Annotated in this window: 17 protein-coding genes; 11 read left to right on the plus strand and 6 right to left on the minus strand. The window is 61.5% G+C overall.

Annotation, left to right across the window (positions count from 1 at the left end; translation table 11 throughout):
• Positions 1-115 precede the first annotated feature (115 nt).
• From AB4048_RS12310 to AB4048_RS12325, 4 genes are all read left to right on the plus strand, one after another.
• Entirely contained in the window at positions 116-625 is a 510-nt protein-coding gene (locus AB4048_RS12310) for a DinB family protein (protein WP_442202248.1), read from the plus strand.
• A 187-nt stretch (positions 626-812) separates the two neighbouring features.
• Positions 813-1,835 carry a GGDEF domain-containing protein gene (locus AB4048_RS12315; protein ID WP_442202249.1) on the plus strand — a complete coding sequence of 341 codons (1,023 nt, stop codon included), beginning with the start codon at positions 813-815 and terminating at the stop codon, positions 1,833-1,835.
• Positions 1,836-1,923: 88 nt separating this feature from the next.
• The gene (locus AB4048_RS12320; RefSeq protein ID WP_442202250.1) at positions 1,924-3,813 is read left to right on the plus strand and encodes an ABC-F family ATP-binding cassette domain-containing protein; all 1,890 of its coding nucleotides are present in this window, start codon (positions 1,924-1,926) and stop codon (positions 3,811-3,813) included.
• Positions 3,814-4,042: 229 nt separating this feature from the next.
• Complete coding sequence (locus AB4048_RS12325; protein ID WP_442202251.1) at positions 4,043-4,966, plus strand: Gfo/Idh/MocA family protein; 924 nt, start codon at positions 4,043-4,045, stop codon at positions 4,964-4,966.
• A gap of 124 nt (positions 4,967-5,090) precedes the next feature.
• Here AB4048_RS12325 and AB4048_RS12330 read toward each other — a convergent pair whose 3' ends face one another.
• Both AB4048_RS12330 and AB4048_RS12335 read right to left on the minus strand, forming a co-directional pair.
• Positions 5,091-5,540 carry a DNA polymerase III subunit chi gene (locus AB4048_RS12330; RefSeq protein ID WP_442202252.1) on the minus strand — a complete coding sequence of 150 codons (450 nt, stop codon included), beginning with the start codon at positions 5,538-5,540 and terminating at the stop codon, positions 5,091-5,093.
• Positions 5,541-5,563: 23 nt separating this feature from the next.
• A complete protein-coding gene (locus AB4048_RS12335; protein ID WP_442202253.1) occupies positions 5,564-7,054 on the minus strand; it encodes a leucyl aminopeptidase in 1,491 nt (496 codons plus the stop codon).
• 289 nt (positions 7,055-7,343) lie between these two features.
• On the opposite strand from AB4048_RS12335, the gene AB4048_RS12340 reads away from it, so the two are divergent.
• From AB4048_RS12340 to rsmA, 7 genes are all read left to right on the plus strand, one after another.
• Positions 7,344-8,045, plus strand: a complete 702-nt coding sequence (locus AB4048_RS12340) for a phosphatase PAP2 family protein (protein ID WP_442202339.1) — start codon at positions 7,344-7,346, stop codon at positions 8,043-8,045.
• Between the two features lie 107 nt (positions 8,046-8,152).
• Entirely contained in the window at positions 8,153-9,331 is a 1,179-nt protein-coding gene (gene lptF, locus AB4048_RS12345) for an LPS export ABC transporter permease LptF (RefSeq protein ID WP_442202254.1), read from the plus strand.
• A complete protein-coding gene (gene lptG, locus AB4048_RS12350; protein WP_442202255.1) occupies positions 9,328-10,413 on the plus strand; it encodes an LPS export ABC transporter permease LptG in 1,086 nt (361 codons plus the stop codon). Before lptF ends, lptG begins: the two co-directional genes overlap by 4 nt.
• The gene (locus AB4048_RS12355) at positions 10,413-12,785 is read left to right on the plus strand and encodes an LPS-assembly protein LptD (RefSeq protein WP_442202256.1); all 2,373 of its coding nucleotides are present in this window, start codon (positions 10,413-10,415) and stop codon (positions 12,783-12,785) included. Before lptG ends, AB4048_RS12355 begins: the two co-directional genes overlap by 1 nt.
• Positions 12,786-12,955: 170 nt before the next feature.
• The gene (locus tag AB4048_RS12360) at positions 12,956-13,888 is read left to right on the plus strand and encodes a peptidylprolyl isomerase (protein WP_442202257.1); all 933 of its coding nucleotides are present in this window, start codon (positions 12,956-12,958) and stop codon (positions 13,886-13,888) included.
• 9 nt (positions 13,889-13,897) lie between these two features.
• Positions 13,898-14,923, plus strand: a complete 1,026-nt coding sequence (gene pdxA / locus AB4048_RS12365; protein ID WP_442202258.1) for a 4-hydroxythreonine-4-phosphate dehydrogenase PdxA — start codon at positions 13,898-13,900, stop codon at positions 14,921-14,923.
• The gene (gene rsmA, locus AB4048_RS12370; protein WP_442202259.1) at positions 14,923-15,750 is read left to right on the plus strand and encodes a 16S rRNA (adenine(1518)-N(6)/adenine(1519)-N(6))-dimethyltransferase RsmA; all 828 of its coding nucleotides are present in this window, start codon (positions 14,923-14,925) and stop codon (positions 15,748-15,750) included. Before pdxA ends, rsmA begins: the two co-directional genes overlap by 1 nt.
• Before the next feature lie 9 nt (positions 15,751-15,759).
• On the opposite strand, the gene gmk is transcribed toward rsmA, so the two are convergent.
• The 4 genes from gmk to fabF form a co-directional block, all read right to left on the minus strand.
• Complete coding sequence (gene gmk, locus AB4048_RS12375) at positions 15,760-16,422, minus strand: guanylate kinase (RefSeq protein ID WP_442202260.1); 663 nt, start codon at positions 16,420-16,422, stop codon at positions 15,760-15,762.
• Positions 16,423-16,425: 3 nt separating this feature from the next.
• A complete protein-coding gene (locus tag AB4048_RS12380; protein ID WP_442202261.1) occupies positions 16,426-17,313 on the minus strand; it encodes a YicC/YloC family endoribonuclease in 888 nt (295 codons plus the stop codon).
• Between the two features lie 19 nt (positions 17,314-17,332).
• Positions 17,333-18,565: an endolytic transglycosylase MltG gene (gene mltG, locus AB4048_RS12385; protein WP_442202262.1), complete on the minus strand. Its 1,233-nt coding sequence runs from the start codon at positions 18,563-18,565 to the stop codon at positions 17,333-17,335.
• 113 nt (positions 18,566-18,678) lie between these two features.
• Positions 18,679-19,941, minus strand: a complete 1,263-nt coding sequence (fabF, locus tag AB4048_RS12390) for a beta-ketoacyl-ACP synthase II (protein WP_442202263.1) — start codon at positions 19,939-19,941, stop codon at positions 18,679-18,681.
• Positions 19,942-20,029 lie beyond the last annotated feature (88 nt).

The following is a 20,029-nucleotide window of genomic DNA, read 5'->3' on the forward strand; positions in this document are numbered from 1 at the left end:
AGGGGCACGCGCCAATTTCACGCCGCTGTCGCAATGCGCGCGGCTTCCTGTCTGTACCCTGACGGGATAACCTTTTTCGAAAACACCACCGTGCCATGCGCTTATGGAGACAGGGATGCTCAAACACTTCAGAATGTTCGCCGACTACAATCGCTGGGCCAACGGCAAGCTCTATGCGGCGGCAAGGGAACTGACCGACGCGGAATATCGGCAGGATATGGGCGCCTTCTTCGGCTCGCTGCACCAGACGCTCAACCATCTCCTCATCGCCGACCGCGTGTGGATGCATCGTTTCAGCGGCGAAGGACAACCACCAAAGGTGCTCAATGCCATCCTCTTCGACGAACTGCCGGAACTGGAGGCCGCGCGCCAGGCAGAGGACCTAGGGATCATCGCGTGGTGCGACGGGCTGGATGAGGAAAGGCTCGCCGGCATGCTCACCTACGTCCCGGTATCGAAGCCCGTGGTCGTCAGTCAATCGCTGGCGCCGGCACTTGCCCATTTCTTCAACCACCAGACCCATCATCGCGGCCAGTGCCATATGACGTTGACCGCGCTCGGCAAACCCTCGCTGGCTCTCGACCTCATCTATTTCCTGCGGGAGGACGGTACGCGCTGGGCCTGAGCATGACGTACGAGAAACAGCGATCGCTTATGCAACTTCACGTTAACCTCATCAGACGAATTGAGGCGAGGTTCGGAAGTTAACCGCCTCTAATTTAGACGGTTTTAACTCGCATTCTGCACAAGTTTTCTCGAACGAGGCGGCCTACCCACAAGGAGGCCCACCCCGGATTTGGAGGATTTTGCGTATGATGGAAGCACAGGCACACGGCGCGTCGGCCGATTTGCGCAAGGTCGGTCTCCACATGACCAAGCTCAAAGTGACCGGTCTTCCGCGCAACTACCAACTGTTCCACGAGGCCCTCTTCGGCCACAATCGCAGTATCGGCGCGGAGATCGCGGCACTAGGCCCCAACCCGAGCCAAGCCATGCTCGACGACATCGGCTTGAAGTATCATCTGGTCAGCCACTGCGGACTGGTCGCGGAGAAATCGCAGGCCGATGCGGTTCGCATGCTGCGCGACGTCGCCGAACAACTGGCGGAAAGTCTGAAGAAAAAGCAGAGTTTCGCGCGAACCGTCCAAACGGTGACGCATTCCGTCTCAGGGGATCACGCGCAGAGCTTCGCGAATTTTACCGCCGAGATGGACTTCCTCAACGCATCGCTCACCAATCTGATGCTCTACGAAACCGAGCTCACCGAGAAGCTCCGCAACGAGATGGAAAAGCTGGAGACGCTGGAAAGGGATGCCAACGCCGCCAGAACGGCAGCGGCTACCGACCGGATCACTGGCCTGCCCAACCAGATCGCGCTTATCAACCGCCTGACGGAACTCTACGAAGGCGCCGAATCCCCCGGCACCGCGCTCATTCTCGTCGATATCGACGACTTCCGGGCCTTCAACAGCAAATACGGACCGCAGCCGGCAAATCTGCTCTTGAAAAAGCTCGGCGCCCTCTTCCGCAAGACGATCAAGAAAGACGACTTCGTGGCCCGGATGAGCAACGACGACTTTGGCTTCGTCTTCAGCAACGTCGGCCTGGACGTCGCCCGCACCATTGCGGTGCGCCTCAGAGCCTCCGTCGAGGGAACGATGGTCTACAGCACGTCTGACAAGTCCGACCCCGGCCGCGTCACCATATCAGTCGGTATCGCCCTTTGCAGCGACGCCTCCTCGCCGGCGCAGCTTCTCGCCAGTGCGCAGTCGGCACTTGCCACCGCGCAGAGCAACCGCCGCCAGCCTGTGCAGATCTACGCCCGGGCGAGCTGAACGCGGAAACGTCGCGCCCGCGCCTCTATAGTAACGCGTCTGCCCGTTCGGCCTTGCCTTCATCGGCGAGTTCGGTAAAAACCGGCGCATGATCTCGATATCCGACCTTTCCGCCCGTATTGCCGGCCGTCTCCTCATCGACACCGCCAGCGTGACGCTGCCCGCCGGCACCAAAGCCGGCCTCGTTGGCAAGAACGGCGCCGGCAAATCGACGCTCTTTCGTATCATTACCGGCGATATGGGCGCCGAGAGCGGGGCGGTCTCCATCCCGAAAAACGCCCGCATAGGACAGGTCGCGCAGGAGGCGCCCGGCACCGAGGAGCCACTGATCGAGATTGTGCTCAAGGCCGACAAGGAGCGGGCCGCCCTCATCGCCGAGGCAGAGACGGCAACCGATCCCCACCGCATCGCCGACATCCAGACGCGGCTTGCCGACATCGGCGCGCATTCGGCCGAAGCGCGGGCGGCGAGCATTCTTGCCGGCCTCGGCTTCGATCACGAGGCGCAGGCGCGTCCAGCCTCCTCCTTTTCCGGTGGCTGGCGCATGCGCGTGGCGCTCGCCGCGGTGCTCTTCTCCGAACCCGATCTGCTGCTGCTCGACGAGCCGACCAACTATCTCGACCTCGAGGGCACGCTGTGGCTGGAGGACTATATCCGCCGCTATCCGCACACGGTCATCATCATCTCCCACGACCGCGATCTGTTGAATACCGCCGTCAACGCGATCGTCCATCTCGACCAGAAGAAGCTCACCTTCTATCGCGGCTCCTACGACCAGTTCGAGCGCCAGAAGGCAGAGGCCGACGAGCTGCAGATGAAGGCGAAGGCCAAGAACGACGCGGCGCGCAAACATTTGCAGAGCTTCATCGACCGCTTCAAGGCCAAGGCCTCGAAGGCGCGCCAGGCGCAATCGCGCATCAAGGCGCTGGAGCGCATGGGGACGGTCTCGGCCGTGATCGAAGACCATGTCATGGGCTTCAGCTTCCCCGAGCCGGAGAAGCAGGCCGCCTCTCCGATCGTCGCCGTCTCCGGCGGTGCGGTCGGCTACGAGCCAGGCAAACCTATCCTGAAGCGCCTCAACCTGCGGATCGACGCCGACGACCGCATCGCGCTGCTCGGCTCCAACGGCAACGGCAAGTCCACTTTCGCCAAGTTCATTTCGGGACGCCTCGACGCAGACGGCGGCGACGTCAAACTCGCGCCCAATCTGAAGATCGGCTTCTTTGCCCAACACCAGCTCGACGACCTCGTACCGACGCAGACGGCTGTGGAACACGTACGCCGTCGCATGGCCGACGCGCCCGAGGCGAAGGTGCGCGCGCGCGTCGCGCAGATGGGCCTTGCGACAGAGAAGATGGATACTCTCGTCAAGGATCTCTCCGGCGGCGAGAAGGCCCGGTTGCTGATGGGCCTTGCCGCCTTCGACGCACCCAATCTGCTCATCCTCGACGAACCGACCAACCATCTCGATATCGATAGCCGCAACGCGCTCATCCGGGCTCTCAACGACTATTCCGGCGCGGTGATCCTGATTTCGCACGACCGCCATCTGATCGAAGCGACCGTCGATCGGCTGTGGCTGGTGAGAGACGGGACCGTCGCCACCTTCGACGGCGATCTTGAGGACTACCGCTCCCTCATCGTTTCCAGCCCGAAGGCAAAGGACGATAAGAGCAAAGCGAACGGCAACGACGATTCTGTTTCCAAGGCCGACCAGCGCAAGCTCAACGCCGAACGGCGCGCCTCGCTCGCCCCGCTGAAGAAGAAGATCAATGAAATCGAATCCTTGACCGGCAAGCTGGAGAAACAGATTCAGGTTCTTGATGTGGAACTTGCGGACCCGACGCTCTACGCGAAATCACCGGCAAAGGCAGCCGACAAGGCCAAGCAGCGCTCAGACGCCGCCGCCAAGCTTGCGGCAGCCGAGGAGCAATGGCTGGAGCTCTCGTCGGAATATGAAAGCGGAATGGCAGAATAAATCCTTCGGCACCGCACCCGTGGCGACCTGCATAGACGGCCGCCGCGGCAATCGCTAAGGCTTGAAGCAGCCCCCCAGCTTGTCGGCCCCGGTCCAGGGAACACGACAGTCAGGACCGTTCCGTCTATGATCGCTGAACCGGTTGCCTTGCATCCCGCTTTCGGTATCTGATAGAAGTCAGCGCCTGAATAATCATACTTTTTCAACGAGAACCAACGCGAGCATTCCCATGACCCCTATCAAGCTCGCCATCGTCGGCGTCGGCAAGATCGTTCGCGATCAGCACCTGCCATCGATCGCGAAGAATCCGGACTTCCAACTTATCGCCACGGCAAGCCGTCACGGCACGGTGGACGGCACCCCGAGCTACACGTCGATCGAGGCGATGCTCGCCGCCGTTCCGGAGATCGACGCCGTATCGCTCTGCATGCCGCCGCAGTACCGCTATGAGGCGGCCCACAAGGCGCTTGTCGCCGGCAAGCACGTCTTTCTGGAGAAGCCGCCCGGCGCGACGCTGAGCGAGGTCGCCGATCTCGAAGCGCTCGCGAAAGCAAACGGCCTGTCGCTCTTTGCCAGCTGGCATTCGCGTTACGCGCCGGCCGTCGAGGCCGCCAAAGCCTTTCTTGCCGCTACGACCGTAAACAGCGTGCATGTCGTCTGGAAGGAGGACGTCCGTCACTGGCATCCGAACCAGGCATGGATCTGGCAAGCGGGCGGTCTCGGCGTCTTCGATCCCGGCATCAACGCGCTTTCCATTGTCACCCACATCCTGCCATCGCTGTTCTTGACCGGCGCGACGCTCGAATTCCCGCAAAACCGTGAAGCGCCCATTGCCGCCGATCTTCGCTTTACCAGCGCGGGCGGCCTTCCCGTCCACGCCGAATTCGACTGGCGCCAGACCGGCAAGCAGAGCTGGGACATCATCGCCGAGACCGCCGCCGGCCAGATGGTTCTCTCCGAAGGCGGAGCTAAACTCTCGGTAAACGGCGAGCTGAAGTTCGCCGAGCCGGAGCAGGAATATCCGCAGCTCTATCGTCGCTTCGCCGAAATCGTCAAAGCCGGCACATCCGACGTCGACCTCGCGCCGCTGCGGCACGTCGCGGACGCCTTCATGCTCGGCAAACACAAGTTCGTGGATGCGTTTTACGACTAGGTGACGTCGGGACTGAGATCTCGAGGTGATTCCTGCTTAAACCTCTCCCCTCAAGCGGGGAGAGGAAACTTGCCTCGCTCCTTGGTCGAGGAAAAGCCGTATGAGGGCAAGGACGCCGAGCGCCTCAGGCTTTCTTCTCCCAGCGCCCTGTCTCGGTCTGCTGCCAATAGGTGAGGCTGTGCCCCTCGCCCTTCAGCTTTTTCCACTCCGCACGGGCTTTTTCGACTTCCGCGTCATCATAGCCGTCGAACATGAAGACGACGCGCTCGTAACCATCGACCGACGCCGCCTCGGCACCGTCGATGATGAAGCGCACGGTGGCGGCGTTGAGATTTGCCTCGGACACCGTCAGCAGGACCGGCTGGCGATCCGCCATTTCGCCCTCGTCGGTGCCGTGGGGCAAAAAGCTTTCTTCGCGGAAGGTCCAGAGATGGGCGTCGAGCATGTCGCGGCGCTCAGCGTCGCGCGTTTGCACGGCGACCCGCCAGCCGCGCTCGACACTCTTGTCGAGCAGCGGCGGCAGGGCATCTTCCAGCTTTGATTCGGTCAGATGGTAGAAGAGAACCTCCGTCATGCCGCGTCCACCCCGCCTGCCGGTCAGGATTCGTAGTTTGCGCGCACAAGCTCGTCGAGCAGGCGCACGCCGAAGCCCGAGCCCCAGGACTGGTTGATCTCGTCCTGGGCGGACCCCATCGCCGTGCCGGCAATGTCGAGGTGCGCCCAGGGCGTGTCCTGCACGAAGCGCTTCAGGAACTGAGCGGCGGTGATCGAGCCGCCATTGCGGCCACCGGTGTTCTTCATGTCCGCGAACTTGCTGTCGATCAGCTTGTCGTAGTCCTTGCCCATCGGCATCCGCCACAGACGCTCGTTGGTCGCAAGCCCCGCAGCCGTCAGTCGTTCGGCAAGCGCGTCGTCGTTTGAAAACAGTCCGGCATGCAGCCCGCCGAGAGAGACGACGATCGCGCCGGTCAGCGTCGCCAGATTGACCATAAACTGCGGCTTGAAGCGATCGTTGGTGTACCAAAGCGCATCGCCGAGCACGAGGCGACCTTCCGCGTCGGTATTGATGATCTCGATCGTCTGCCCCGACATGGAGGTGACGATGTCGCCCGGCCGCTGCGCATTGCCGTCGGGCATGTTCTCGACCAGCCCGATCACGCCGACCGCATTGACCTTGGCCTTGCGCGCGGCAAGCACGTGCATCAGGCCGGTAACGGCCGCCGCGCCGCCCATGTCGCCCTTCATGTCTTCCATGCCGGCCGCAGGCTTGATGGAAATCCCGCCGGTATCGAAGACGACGCCCTTGCCGACGAATGCGACCGGCTTGTCCTTGGCCTTGCCGCCCTTCCACTGCATCACGGCGAGGCGCGGCGGCCGGACAGAGCCCTGAGCCACGCCGAGCAGCGCGCCCATGCCGAGCTTGCGCATGTCACGCTCGGTGAGGATTTCGACCTCGACGCCGAGCTTTTCGAGCTCTTTGGCTTTCGCGGCGAACTCCACCGGTCCAAGTACGTTCGGCGGCTCGTTGACGAGTTCGCGGGCGAGATTGACGCCCGAGGCAACCGCTTCGGAAATCGCAAAGAGCTTCTTCGCGCCTGCGGCGTCCTCCGTCACGATCGTCACCTTGACCGGTGCTTTCGAACTCGGCTCGTCCTCGTTCTTCTTCGTCTTGTAGGTGTCGAAACTGTAGGCGCGCATCAGCATGCCCAGCGCGAAATCCGCAGCCGCCTTGGCGCTCACCGCGACCTCCGGCATGTCGATGAAGATCGAAACGTTTTCGACATTCTTGATGCGAGCAGCCGCGCTGCCGCCGAACTTCAGCCAGTCATGCGCCTCGATTTCCGAGGCCTTGCCGGTGCCGATCACGAAGATCCGTTCAGCCGGCGAGCCCTGTGGCGCAACGACGTCGAGGACACTCAGGGCCTTGCCCGTGAAACGTACGATGCCGGATGCCTTGGAAAGGATGCCTGCCGGATCGACAATCGCAGCCCCTGCCGGCACCTCGCCTTTCTTGTCTTTGAGGACAATGGCGATACCGCCGCTCAGGCTGACGGATTTGGCAAAGGAAATCTCGAATTTCACTGACATTTCTACTCCGGGGCTGCAATAATGTAAGGCTAGCTGACCTTCGATCATTCAGGTTTTTAGGGTGAAAACAAGCTTCGGGAAACGTTTTCCGGAAAAACGCCGGGGGCCGATCTTCAAATCAGCGTCATTTCCCTCCTGTAGAACTGGACAAAGACGCATCGTGTGGTTCATTTGCGTCATAACTGTCTAAGCGCTTAGAGCTAACTCCTTGACTACAGATGTTGAAAAATCAGGCGTCGCGCAACGATTTCCGCCTCGCCTTTCCTCCCAGAACGCGGGGGACGTATTCGTGGTGCTGTTCTGCCTGTGGTGGCTGCTGCTTGCGGCTTTCCGCGTCTTTCCTCAGATCGACATCACCGTCGCCGAATTGTTCTTTTCGCGCGGCCCTTGCCTGTTGGGGCAAGCGGCTGACTACACCTGCGGACATTTTCCCTACTCCGTCGAACAGGGCTTCCGCCTGCTGCGCGAGACTTTTTTACTGTTGCCTTATGCCGCCGCCGCCATGCTCGTCTGGATGCTCGCGATCAGCTTGCGCGAACACGGCGCAAGCTTTCAGCCTATCCGCGTCCGCAATCTCAAGGTCGCGCTCGGCACATTGATCCTGGGTCCTGGTCTCCTCGTCAATTTCTGGCTGAAGACCTTCGCCCATCGCCCTCGCCCCCGGCAGACGAATCTGTTCGGCGGCAGCCTTGATTTCGTCCATGCTGGGTCTTTCGTCGGAGAGTGCGTAAGAAACTGTTCGTTCGTCTCCGGCGAGGCGGCGTCTGCGGGCTGGCTCTTCTGCTTGATTTTCATCATTCCCCAGCCGGCACGATCGGCACTTGCGCTGCCGATCATGGCGGTTGCGATCCTCACGCCGGCGCTTCGCGTTGCCTTCGGCGGTCACTACCTCTCCGACGTCGTTCTCGGCTGGCTCTCGTCGCTCATCATATTCTCGGCGCTTCTGGCGCTATCCCAAACGACACACTGCCGAAAATTTTCAGGCGCGTAGCCGTTTTTTTTGCCTGTGAGTTGTCGCTAAAGAAATCCAAAGGGCGTAGATGAGAGAGAATCTTCGTCGCGGCTGAGGGTGGCGGCGAATTGCGTTCAAGGGCCGGAATGAAGCTATTCGAGACATATATCGTTCGACGCGTCGGGCTGATGTTCCTGGTTGCTTTGCTGCCGGTGCTTGCGATCATCTGGACTACGCAGGTGCTTCAGCGCATCAATCTCGTCACCGATAGCGGCCAGTCGATCGGATCGTTCGCCAAGCTCGCGACGTTGATCTTGCCGAGCATCATTCCGATCGTACTTCCCTTCGCGCTGGTGATCGGCATCACGCAGTCGCTGACCGCAATGAACAACGACTCGGAGCTGACGGTCATCGAAGCCGCCGGAGCCAATCGCAGCATCATCATCCGCCCGATCATGCTGCTCGCCGTCGTGATCAGCATTTTTTCCTTCTTCGTCGACAACATGGTCGAGCCGAAAGCCAAGGTTGCCGCACGCCAGATGGTGGCGGCCGCCTATGCCGACCTCTTGTCCACGGTCATCGAGGAGAAGAACTTCCGGCGCATCGAAGACGGCCTCTACGTGCAGATCTCGCAGCGCTTGTCCGGTCGCGTTCTGAAGGGCCTGTTCGTCGCCGATTCGCGCGACCCCGCCTTCGATCTCATCTATTACGCCAAGGAAGGCGCCGTGGATCCGAGCGGCACCTCGCTGCTGATGAAGGACGGCGAGGTGCATCGCAAGACACCTGACGGCAACGTCTCGGTGATCAAATTCGATTCCTATTCCTTCGACCTTTCCGATCTCACGCAAAACCGCGGACAGGCGACGTTGCGCGCCAGCGACCGAGGCCTCGGCTTCCTGCTCAATCCCGACGCCAGCGATCAGGACTTCAGCGCGAAGCCCGGGACCTATCGCGCCGAACTGCACCGGCGCCTGACGGATTGGGCGCTGCCCGCCATCTTCGCGCTATTTTCGTTGGTCATCGCCGGTGACGCCCGCTCCCACCGCGAGGGGCGCCTGCATCCCATGGTAACGGCGTTGACCCTGGCATTCGCTCTCAGATGGGCGGATTTCTATGCCGCCAATCAGATCGAAAACAATCCGTCGTTCGTCGCCGTCCTCTACGGCATCAATGTCGCCGCCGCCCTGATCGCGATCATTCTCCTCAGGCGTTCGAAGAGGAGCAACCTGTCGCTCCCGTTGCGCAATCGCCTCACCAACCTGTGGCTTGGCGTACAGGATCGGATATCGGCGGCCGTGCGGCGATCGCCGGGAGGTTCGGCATGATTTTCAAGACACTCGGCCGCTATTTCCTCGTCCGTTACCTCGTCACGACCTTCTGGTTTTTCCTGGGCGTGATCTCGATCGTGTTTCTCGTCGACTTCAGCGAGACAGCAAGCCGGCTCGGTGGGCTGCCGGGTTATACGGTCTCGCTCGGACTGACGATGACCGCGGTTCGACTGCCGCTCATCCTGCAGCAGACGGTGCCGTTCATTGCGCTCTTCGTCGGCATGACGACGCTGATCGGCCTGAACCGTCGCTATGAACTGGTGATTGCGCGCGCGGCCGGGATATCGGTCTGGCAATTCATGGCGCCCTTCGTTCTCGGCGCGCTTTTCGTCGGGCTTATGACGATGCTGGTGCTCAATCCGATAGCGGCGTGGGGCCAGCGGCAGGCGCAGAGCATCGAGGCGGATCTTCGCGGCGATCCCTCCTATCGCAAGACGCTGTCGATCCCGTGGCTTCGACAGATCAGCGGGAGGGACGACGTCATCATCGGCGCCAACACCGTGCTCGACAACGGAATGACGCTGGCGAACCCCGTGTTTATCCACTTTGATTCACACGGCGACATCATCCTGAGGCAGGATGCGGCGACGGCAAAGTTGGAGAATGGTTACTGGCTTCTTAACGCGGTCGTCGAGCGCCGGCCAGGCGAAATCCCCGAGCATAAGGATTCGGTACAGGTTCGTACGAACCTGAAACAGGATTTCGTCGCCGAACGCCTGACGCAGCCTGAAACCATTGCTTTTTATGATCTTTCTAAACGAATCGCGATCGCTCGATCCTTCGGTATTTCCACCAAGGCTCTAGAGACGCAGTTTCACTTCCTGTTGTCGCAACCCTTCCTTCTGGTGGCAATGACCCTCATTGCGGCAACCGTGTCCCTAAAATTCAGTAGATTCAACCAATCGCGCTCCGTGATTCTGGGTGGAATAGTGTCAGGCTTCGTGCTTTATGTGGTCACCGTGCTTGTTAAGGCATTCGGAAGCAGTGGCGTTGTCCCCCCATTCGTGGCGACATGGATACCCGTGATCGTCGCGCTGGCTCTCGGGGCGACGATGCTGCTTCATCAGGAGGACGGCTAGTGGCGGCAGCCAACCGCAAACATACCAGGAGACTGACGGCTGCTCTGCTTATTGGCGCGGCTGTGAGTTTGTGCATGACGGGCAGCGCGGGCGTGGTTTACGCCCAAAGTGCGCCCAAGACAGTGACCGAGGTCAAGGTACCGGCGGATTCGAAGCTGATTCTCTCTGCCAACGATCTGACCTATAACCGCGATTCGCAGATCGTCACCGTCAGCGGTGCCGTGCAGATCTATTACGGCGGCTACAAGATGGTCGCCCAGCGCGTTGAGTATAACCAGAAGACCGGCCGCATGATGGCCATCGGTAACATCGAGTTGGTCACGCCCGACGGAAATCGGATGTATGGCGACAAGATGGATATAACCGACAACTTCAAGGACGGTTTCGTCAACGCGCTTCGCATCGAGATGCCAGACAACACGCGCCTTGCCGCCGAAAAGGGCGAACGCGTCGGCGGCACGCAGATGATTCTGACCAAAGGTGTTTACACCGCCTGCCTGCCCTGCTCCGAGGGAGGCCGCGCGCCGCTCTGGCAGGTCAAGGCCAAGCGCGTCGTTCAGAACGGAGAGACGCATACCGTCCGCCTTGAGCATGCGCGTTTCGAGCTCTTCGGTCACCCGATCGCCTATCTGCCGTGGATCGAAGTGCCCGACAACACCGTAAAGCGGAAATCCGGCTTCCTCTTCCCGACCTTCAGTGCGGCGGAAAATCTCGGGTTCGGCGCCTCGATCCCCTACTATTACGTCATATCGCCTAGCATGGACGCTACGCTGACGGCGACCGGCTATACGACGCAAGGTTTGCTGCTTGAAGGCGAATTCCGCCAGCGGCTGGAGAACGGTACGCACATCCTTCGCGTTGCCGGGATCGATCAGGCAAGCCCAAGTACCTTTGATGCCGGCACAAGCGACGCCGAACACAGCGCGCGCGGTCTTGTCGCCTCGAAGGGCGACTTCAGGATCAACCCGCGCTGGGCCTTTGGCTGGGACGCGATGCTCCAAAGCGACAACAATTTCGCTCGCACCTATAACCTGAAAGGCCTCAAGGAGAGCACGCACGTCAACCAGGCGTATTTGACGGGGATCGGCAAGCGCAACTACTTCGACATGCGCGCCTTCTATTTCGACGTGCAGGACGCGACGACGACCAGCTTCACCGAAAAGCAGCAGCCGATCGTCTATCCGGCCCTGGACTACCACTACGTGGATCCGAAGTCCGTGGCCGGCGGCGAGCTTTCGGCAACGGTGAATTTTACCAACCTTTCGCGTGATAACGCTGATGTACTCGACAACACGCTGAACCTCGGCGACTCGAACCTCAACGACCGCTTCCTCGGCCTTCCCGGAACCGATACGCGCCTGAGCACCGAATTGCAGTGGCAGCGGACGTTCACCTCCGACCAGGGCCTCGTGCTCACACCGCTGGTGGCGGCGCGCGGCGACGTCTTCGGCCTCAGCATGGACTCCCCCACCAGCTTGGCGCCGCCCTACAATACCTATGACGGCGGCTTCGAGGACGGGAACTTGGCGGGCCGCGGCTTGCTAACCGCGGGCCTTGAGGCGAAGTACCCCATTCTCGTTTCCACCGACAACAGCACCCACGTCTTTGAGCCGATCGCTCAGATCTATGCCCGTAACAACGAGGAGTTGGCCGGCCAGCTTCCGAACGAAGACGCGCAGAGCTTCGTCTTCGACGCGATGAATCTGTTCAATCGCGACAAGTTCTCCGGCTTCGACCGTGTGGAGGGCGGCACGCGCGCCAACCTCGGCATCCGCTATACCGGCGATTTCGACAATGGCTACAAACTGCAGAGCATTTTCGGCCAATCCTACCAGGTCGCAGGGCTCAATTCGTACTCGACGCCAGACCTGGTCGGCGCGGGCGCCGATTCGGGCCTTGAGACATCGACTTCCGACTACGTCGGCATGTTCGGCATCAACACGCCGCAGGGCATCTCGCTTGCCACCTCCTATCGGCTGGACGAGAAGGACCTGGACTACCGTCGCGGCGACACGGCGGTGGGCTTCAGCAACGACATTTTCCAAGCGTCGCTGATCTACACCCACATCGCGGCGCAGCCGCAATACGGCTTCATAACCGACAACGACGAAATCCAGACCCGGGCGCAGGTCAAGTTCAAGGAATACTGGTCCGTCTTCGGAACGGTTGCCTATGACCTCAACAGCAGTGAAGTTACGCGCCAAGGCATCGGCCTGTCTTATGAAGACGAGTGCACGATCTTCAGCATCGCGTATCTGTCGAAGAAGGACACGGTCAGCGCATCGGCAAGCGATTGGTCGATCGGGGCCCGCATCACCTTCCGTACGCTTGGCGACATCAATCTGGGCAACGTCGCCGAATCCACCTTCTAAACGTCAAGCGCGATCACATCTCTGATCGCGCTTGGCGGTGTCATTGTTTCGCCGCAAGGATTGTGCAATTCCCCAGGCTTGATGTAGACGTATGGCATAGACACTCGCCATCTTGGCGCGCCGCAACTGGATGCGAAGCCGCGCAATCAGAGACCTTGGGAAGGGTTATTATGTTTTCCGCAATGAAGCCGATGTGCGCCCTGCTGCTCGGGACGAGCTTGACCTTGGCCGCCGTCGCCGCTCCGCTTGGCAGCGCCGCTTTTGCTAGCGAGGTCAAGGTCGTCGTCAACAGTGTGGCGATCACCAACGACGACATCGCCAAGCGCGTCAACTTTCTGCGTCTGCAGCACCAGAAGGGCGACTTGAGCACGATGGCCCGTGAGCAGCTGATCGACGAGACGCTGAAGCGCCAGGAGATATCCCGCTTGCGCATGTCGGTCAGCACCGAGGATGTCGATGCTTCCTTCGCGCGTTTTGCCACGAGCAACAAGATGACGGTCCCGCAGCTGACCGAAATCCTCAGCAAGGCCGGCGTTACCGCCGATCACTTCAAGTCCTATATCGCCGTGTCGATGAGCTGGCCCCGCGTCGTCAATGCCCGTTACGGTTCAAGCGGCAAGATGAGCAACGACGAGCTGATTGCGCGACTCGAAAACAAGGAAAAGCCGGTTACGACCGAGTATGTCCTGAAGCAGATGATCTTCGTCATTCCAGCTGCCAAGAAGGGTGCGATCACCGGCAAGCGCCAGGCGGAAGCGGAAGCCTCGCGCGCCAAGTTCCCCGGCTGCGAACAGGCAAAGGCCTTTGCCGCCACCATGCATGACGTTTCGGTCCGCGATCTCGGCCGCGTGCTGGCGCCGGAGTTGCCGGAGGACTGGAAGCCGCTGATCGAAAAGGCGACGGGCAACACGACGGCAACGCACGTCACAGATCGTGGCGTCGAATACGTGGCCATCTGCTCGCAGCGTCAGGTAAACGACGATGTCGCGGCCGAAGCCGTGTTCCGCGCCGAGGATCTCGGAAAGGGCGACCAAAAGGTCAACGCCAACGACAAGAAGTATGTCGACGAGCTGCGCTCCAAGGCGCAGATTCTCAACCGTTGATTTAAGCAGATGTCCGCGCTCCTCACCCGGCCTTTGGCGCTGTCGCAGGGCGATCCTGCGGGGATCGGACCCGATATTGCCCTGACGGCATGGGTTAACCGTCGGAAAACCGGCCTGCCGCCCTTCCTCTTCATCGGCGATCCCAACGTGCTTGAGGCACGGGCCCGGGTGCTTAATCTTGAGGTGGTGCTGCGCGAGGCAGCACCTTCGGAAGCCTGCGGGATATTCGCCGAGGCGCTTCCCGTGCTGCCTATCGCGATCGGCGTGGATGTCGAGCCGGGTAAGCCGCATGTGGCGACGGCAAAAGCGACGATCGGCGCAATCGAAAAGGCGGTCGATCTGAGTCTCAGGGGCGATACGCTCGCGGTCGTCACCAATCCTATCGCCAAGTCCGTGCTTTACGAAGCAGGCTTCGGCTTTCCCGGCCATACCGAGTTCCTGGCCGACCTGGCGGCGCGCGCGACGGGGAAGACCGTCACGCCGGTGATGATGCTTGCCGGCCCCAAGCTCCGCGCGATCCCGGTAACCATCCATATTCCGCTGAAAGACGTCCCCGGTGCGCTGACCGCCGAGCTCTTGGAAGAGACTTGCAGAATAGCCGCGCACGATCTGAAGGTCCGTTTCGGCATTACCCGCCCGCGTCTCGCCGTCTCGGGCCTCAACCCGCACGCTGGCGAGTCCGGCGCCATGGGACGCGAGGAAGTGGACATTATCGAGCCGGCGATCCAGCGCTTGCGCGCCGAAGGCATCGACGCGATCGGCCCCCTTCCCGCAGACACCATGTTCCACGACGATGCCCGCAAGCGCTATGATGTCGCGATCTGCATGTATCACGACCAAGCGCTGATCCCCGCGAAGGCCTTGGGCTTTGATGACAGCGTCAACGTGACGCTCGGCCTCCCCTTCATCCGCACATCGCCCGACCACGGCACCGCCTTCGGGATTGCGGGCAAGGGGATTGCGAGCGACGCGAGCCTCGTCGCCGCGCTCAAATTGGCGGCCGAGCTTGCCCGGACCGCCGGAAGCGCAAACTGATGGCAGCGCTTGACGGTCTGCCGCCGCTTCGAGAGGTAATCCAGCGTCACGGGCTCGATGCGCGCAAGGCACTCGGCCAGAATTTTCTTCTCGACCTCAACCTGACGCAAAAGGTGGCGAGAACCGCCGGACCTTTGGAAGGGGTTACCGTCTTCGAAGTAGGCCCGGGGCCCGGCGGGCTGACGCGGGCCATTCTGGCGCTCGGGGCGAAGAAAGTGATTGCGGTCGAACGCGACAGCCGCTGCCTGCCGGCGCTTGCCGAAATCGCGGCCCATTATCCCGGCCGCCTGGAAGTTATCGAAGGCGACGCGCTGAAGGTGGATTTCGAAACGCTGCCGGTCGACGGTCCCGTGCGCGTCATCGCCAACTTGCCTTACAATGTCGGCACGCAGCTGCTGGTCAACTGGCTCCTGCCGAAGGCATGGCCGCCCTTCTGGCAATCGCTGACGCTGATGTTCCAGAAGGAAGTGGGATTGCGCATCGTCGCGGACGAGGCCGATGACCACTACGGCCGGCTTGGTGTCCTTTGCGGCTGGCGAACCCAGGCGTACATGGCGTTCGACATTTCGCCGCAAGCCTTCACGCCGCCGCCGAAGGTAACCTCGACCGTGGTGCACCTGACGCCAAAGGAAAACCCCATCCCTTGCGCCGTGGGCAAGCTGGAACGGGTGACCGAGGCGGCCTTCGGCCAGCGCCGCAAGATGCTCCGCCAGAGCTTGAAGCCGCTCGGCGGCGAGGCTCTGCTTGCCAAGGCCGGGATCGATCCCACGCGGCGCGCGGAAACGCTTTCCGTCGATGAATTCTGCCGACTGGCGAACTGTCTTTAGATTAGAAGCTCAAAGCTTCGGCGTTTCCTCGAGAAGGCCACGAACGAAATCGAACATGCCGTGACGGCGGTCGCGGCGGAGGCGCTCGGCTTTTACGATCGACTGCACGGAATCGAAGGCGATGTTCAGATCGTCGTTGACGATCACATAGTCGTATTCCCGCCAATGGGCGATCTCGGAACGCGAATTGGCAAGGCGCGTCGCGATAACCTCTTCGGAATCCTCGGCGCGCCGATGCAGACGCGACTGCAGTTCGGTCATGGTCGGTGGCAGCACGAAGATCGAGACGACATCGGCCGCCATCTTTTCCTGCAGCTGCTGCGCACCCTGCCAGTCGATGTCGAAGAGCATATCCCGGCCTTCGGCCATCGCTGCCTCGACCGGTTCACGCGGGGTGCCGTAGAAATTCCCGTGCACCTCGGCCCACTCCAGCAGGGCCTCGGAATCGCGCAGGCGCTCGAACTCGCGAATGCTGATGAAATGGTAGTGAACGCCCTCGATTTCGCTGGGGCGGCGCTGGCGCGTGGTGACGCTGACGGAAAGACCGATGTGCTTGTCCGTCTCGAGTAGCGTACGCGCGATCGTCGACTTTCCCGCGCCCGACGGGGAGGAAAGGACGAGCATGAGCCCGCGCCTGACGATTGGGATGGGCGAAGATGCCGCCGGTTTCATGCCTTACTCCAAATTCTGCACTTGCTCGCGGAACTGGTCGATCACGACCTTCAATTCGATGCCCGCTGCCGTGACGGCCGCTGCATTAGACTTCGAGCAGATTGTATTCGATTCGCGGTTAAATTCCTGTGCAAGAAAATCGAGCTTTCGTCCGACCGGGCCGCCCTTGGCGAGCAGTTCGCGCGCGGCCGCGACATGGCCCTTCAGACGATCGATCTCCTCGCGCAAGTCCGCCTTGGTCGCCAGCAACGCCGCTTCGGCGTGGAGCCTGTCGCGATCAAGCCCCGAGCCGCCCTCCGTCAGAAGTGCTACCTGCGCCTGAAGCCGCGCTGCGATTTCCGTGAGCGAACGCGACGGGTCGTGCTCGACGGCCGTTGTCAGGGTCTCGATGGTCGCGACATGGCCGAGCAATATCTGGCCGAGCGCCTTGCCTTCCTGGCCGCGCATGGTGCGCAGATCGGCAAGTGCTGCCTCCAGTCCCGTCATCACTTCGACATCGCGCGCCGCAACCGCATCCTCCCCCTCTTCCGCCTCGCGAAATTCGATGATGCCGCGGATCGCCAGCAGCGTGTCGAGCTTCAGCGGTGCCGGATCGATGACGCCGGCAAGCTGGTCGCGCATCGCCAGCACGGCAGCAAGCGCATCCTGATTGAGGGTTGCCTCGAAACGGTTTTCCTCGGCATTGATCGAGAGGCTGGCCTGCAAATTGCCGCGGGAAAAACGATCGACGATAAGCCGGCGTATGTCCGCTTCAAGGCGCTCGGAACCGGGCGGAAGGCGCAACCTGACATCCAGGCCCTTGCCGTTCACCGAGCGCAACTCCCATGCCCAACGATAACGCCCGCTCGTTCCTTCGCGCCGGGCGAAACCGGTCATGGACTGCAATGCCATTCAAGCCTCCAAACCACGATCAATTCGTCTTCTTTTTCGGCTGGACGCTGGTGCCAGCGCCCGCGCCGCCGCCGTCCTCCGGTTGGCCGTCGACGGCAATGCTGCTGGAATCCTGGCCCTTCTCGGCCACGATCTTGCGCCAGCGCTTCACATTGGCGTTGTGATCTTCCAACGTGGCGGCGAAGACATGTCCGCCCGAGCCGTCGGCAACGAAGTAGAGATCCTGGCTCTTCCAGGGATTGGCAACCGCCTCCAGCGCATCCTTGCCCGGATTGGCTATCGGCGTCGGCGGCAGGCCCTTGATGATGTAGGTATTGTAGACGGTCTCTTTCTTCAGGTCAGACTGGTAGATCGGCCGGTCGGCCGGTTTTCCCTCGCCGCCGAAGAGACCGTATATTACCGTCGGATCCGACTGCAGTCGCATCCCCTTGCCGAGACGATTGAGGAAGACGGAGGCCACGTGGGCGCGCTCGTCCGGTACGCCTGTCTCTCTTTCCACGATCGAGGCCAGGATCACGAAATCCTGCTTGCTCGATATCGGCAAGCCGGGATCGCGCTTTTCCCAGATCTGGTCGACTAGCTTGTCCTGCGCCGCCTGCATCTGCTCGACGATTTCGGAGCGCTTGGTGCCGCGCGAGAACTTGTAGGTGTCCGGCCGCAGGGCGCCTTCGGCGGGCAGCGCGGACGGCAGATCGCCTTCAAGAATGGTGTCGGCCTGCAATTTGTCGAACATCTGCCGAACAGTCAGCCCCTCCGGCATGGAAACGGAATAGAGGATCGATTTGCCGGACTTCAGCAATTCCATGATGTCGCGCATCGAGGCGCCGGCCTTGATCTCGTATTCGCCGGCTTTGAGCGTCTCGTCCGCACCAAGATGCGTCGCCGTCAGATAGCGGAAGACGCGTGCATCGACGATGATGTTGTTGGCATAGAGCTTGGTGGCAATGTCGGTGAGGCCCGCACCGCTGCGCACGACGAAATTCGTGTTCGTCGTCAGCGGTCCCGGCTGCTGGTAGAGCGAGATGGCATAGTAGGTGCCGAGGATCGCGATCGCGAAAACGAAGATCACGAGCGTCATCAGGAAGTTCAGAAAAATGACGAGCTGGCTGCGGGCCTTGCGGGAGCGGCGCGGCGGTTCCGGCACCCGCTCCGGACGCAGCGCCTCGTTGGCCGATTTCGGAATGATCGGCCCCTTCTGGCCCTCCCGGCCATTCGGCAAATCGCTGTTCTCCGTCGTCTCGTCCACAAGCAATCCCTTCTTTTTGTCGTTGCCTGCTCTTTGACTAAGCATTGCGGCAAAAACAGGTTCAGGGACCGGCGCGAGCAGCCACGCAGCCTGCGCTTCCGATCGATTGGAGCCTGTCGTTAAGCCACATACCGGCGCAGGACGAGCGACGCATTCGTGCCGCCGAATCCGAACGAGTTGGAGAGTGCCACGTTTATCTCCCGCTTGCGAGCCTTGTGGGGAACAAGATCGATAGCGGTATCACGCTCGGGGTTGTCGAGATTGAGCGTCGGCGGTGCGATGTTGTCGCGGATCGCGAGTACGGCGAAGATCGCCTCGATGGCGCCGGCGGCACCGAGCAGGTGGCCGGTCGCAGACTTCGTGGACGACATGGAGATCCTGGAAGCCGCATCGCCGACCAGCCGCTCGACCGCGCCAAGCTCGATCGTATCGGCCATGGTCGAGGTTCCGTGCGCGTTGACGTAGTCGATGTCGGCCGGCGTCAGACCCGCGCGCTTCAGCGCCGAGTGCATGCAGCGCAGCGCCCCTTCACCGTCCTCGGACGGCGCGGTGATGTGGTATGCGTCGCCGGAAAGACCATAGCCGACAACCTCGGCATAAATCTTGGCGCCACGCGCCTTGGCGTGTTCCAGTTCTTCCAGAACGACGATACCCGCGCCCTCGCCCATGACGAAACCGTCGCGGTCGCGGTCATAGGGCCGGGACGCCTTCTGCGGATCGTCGTTGTGCCGGGTCGACAGCGCCTTGCAGGCGGCGAAACCCGCCAGCGAAATGCGGCAAACGGGCGCTTCGGCACCGCCGGCCACCATGACGTCGGCGTCGCCGAGCGCGATGAACCGCGCGGCATCGCCGATCGCATGCGCGCCGGTCGAACAGGCGGTCACAACCGCGTGGTTCGGACCGCGCAGCTTGTGGCGGATCGACACCTGGCCGGAGACGAGGTTGATGAGGCGACCGGGAATGAAGAAGGGCGAGATGCGGCGGGGACCCTTGTCGCGCAGCGTGTAGCCCGCTTCGACGATGCCTTCGAGACCGCCGATGCCCGAGCCGATCATCACGCCGGTCGCGATCTGGTCCTCATCCGTCTGCGGATGCCAGCCCGCATCGGCGAGCGCCATGTCGGCGGCAGCCATCCCGAATATGATGAAGGGATCGACCTTGCGCTGCTCCTTGGGCTCCATCCAATCGTCAACGTTGAAGGTGCCGTCCGTGCCGTCACCAACTGGAACCCGGCAGGCGATCTTTGCGGGAAGGTCCTCGACCTCGAATTCCGTGACCAGACGAGCGCCGTTATGCCCCGCAACCAATCGTGACCAGGAAACCTCGGTACCGCAGCCCAAAGGCGATACCATGCCCGTCCCCGTGATGACGACACGTCTCATGGCCCAAAACCCCCGTCTAATTCTCAGTCTTGTTCTTGGTGTTTTTCGTCAGCGGATCAAAGCGCCGGCACGGCCGGACGAAAAAAGG

The organism is Rhizobium sp. RAF56, from assembly GCF_052113965.1.
In the GTDB taxonomy this organism is placed as follows: domain Bacteria; phylum Pseudomonadota; class Alphaproteobacteria; order Rhizobiales; family Rhizobiaceae; genus Rhizobium.

Coding starts and splice junctions, on each gene's coding strand:
- AB4048_RS12325 (WP_442202251.1), top strand. CDS start 4,043: ATGACCCCTATCAAGCTCGCCATCGTCGGCGTCGGCAAGATCGTTCGC.
- AB4048_RS12310 (WP_442202248.1), top strand. CDS start 116: ATGCTCAAACACTTCAGAATGTTCGCCGACTACAATCGCTGGGCCAAC.
- AB4048_RS12315 (WP_442202249.1), top strand. CDS start 813: ATGATGGAAGCACAGGCACACGGCGCGTCGGCCGATTTGCGCAAGGTC.
- lptG (WP_442202255.1), top strand. CDS start 9,328: ATGATTTTCAAGACACTCGGCCGCTATTTCCTCGTCCGTTACCTCGTC.
- lptF (WP_442202254.1), top strand. CDS start 8,153: ATGAAGCTATTCGAGACATATATCGTTCGACGCGTCGGGCTGATGTTC.
- gmk (WP_442202260.1), bottom strand. CDS start 16,422: ATGAAACCGGCGGCATCTTCGCCCATCCCAATCGTCAGGCGCGGGCTC.
- pdxA (WP_442202258.1), top strand. CDS start 13,898: ATGTCCGCGCTCCTCACCCGGCCTTTGGCGCTGTCGCAGGGCGATCCT.
- AB4048_RS12380 (WP_442202261.1), bottom strand. CDS start 17,313: ATGGCATTGCAGTCCATGACCGGTTTCGCCCGGCGCGAAGGAACGAGC.
- rsmA (WP_442202259.1), top strand. CDS start 14,923: ATGGCAGCGCTTGACGGTCTGCCGCCGCTTCGAGAGGTAATCCAGCGT.
- AB4048_RS12335 (WP_442202253.1), bottom strand. CDS start 7,054: ATGTCAGTGAAATTCGAGATTTCCTTTGCCAAATCCGTCAGCCTGAGC.
- AB4048_RS12360 (WP_442202257.1), top strand. CDS start 12,956: ATGTTTTCCGCAATGAAGCCGATGTGCGCCCTGCTGCTCGGGACGAGC.
- fabF (WP_442202263.1), bottom strand. CDS start 19,941: ATGAGACGTGTCGTCATCACGGGGACGGGCATGGTATCGCCTTTGGGC.
- AB4048_RS12330 (WP_442202252.1), bottom strand. CDS start 5,540: ATGACGGAGGTTCTCTTCTACCATCTGACCGAATCAAAGCTGGAAGAT.
- AB4048_RS12320 (WP_442202250.1), top strand. CDS start 1,924: ATGATCTCGATATCCGACCTTTCCGCCCGTATTGCCGGCCGTCTCCTC.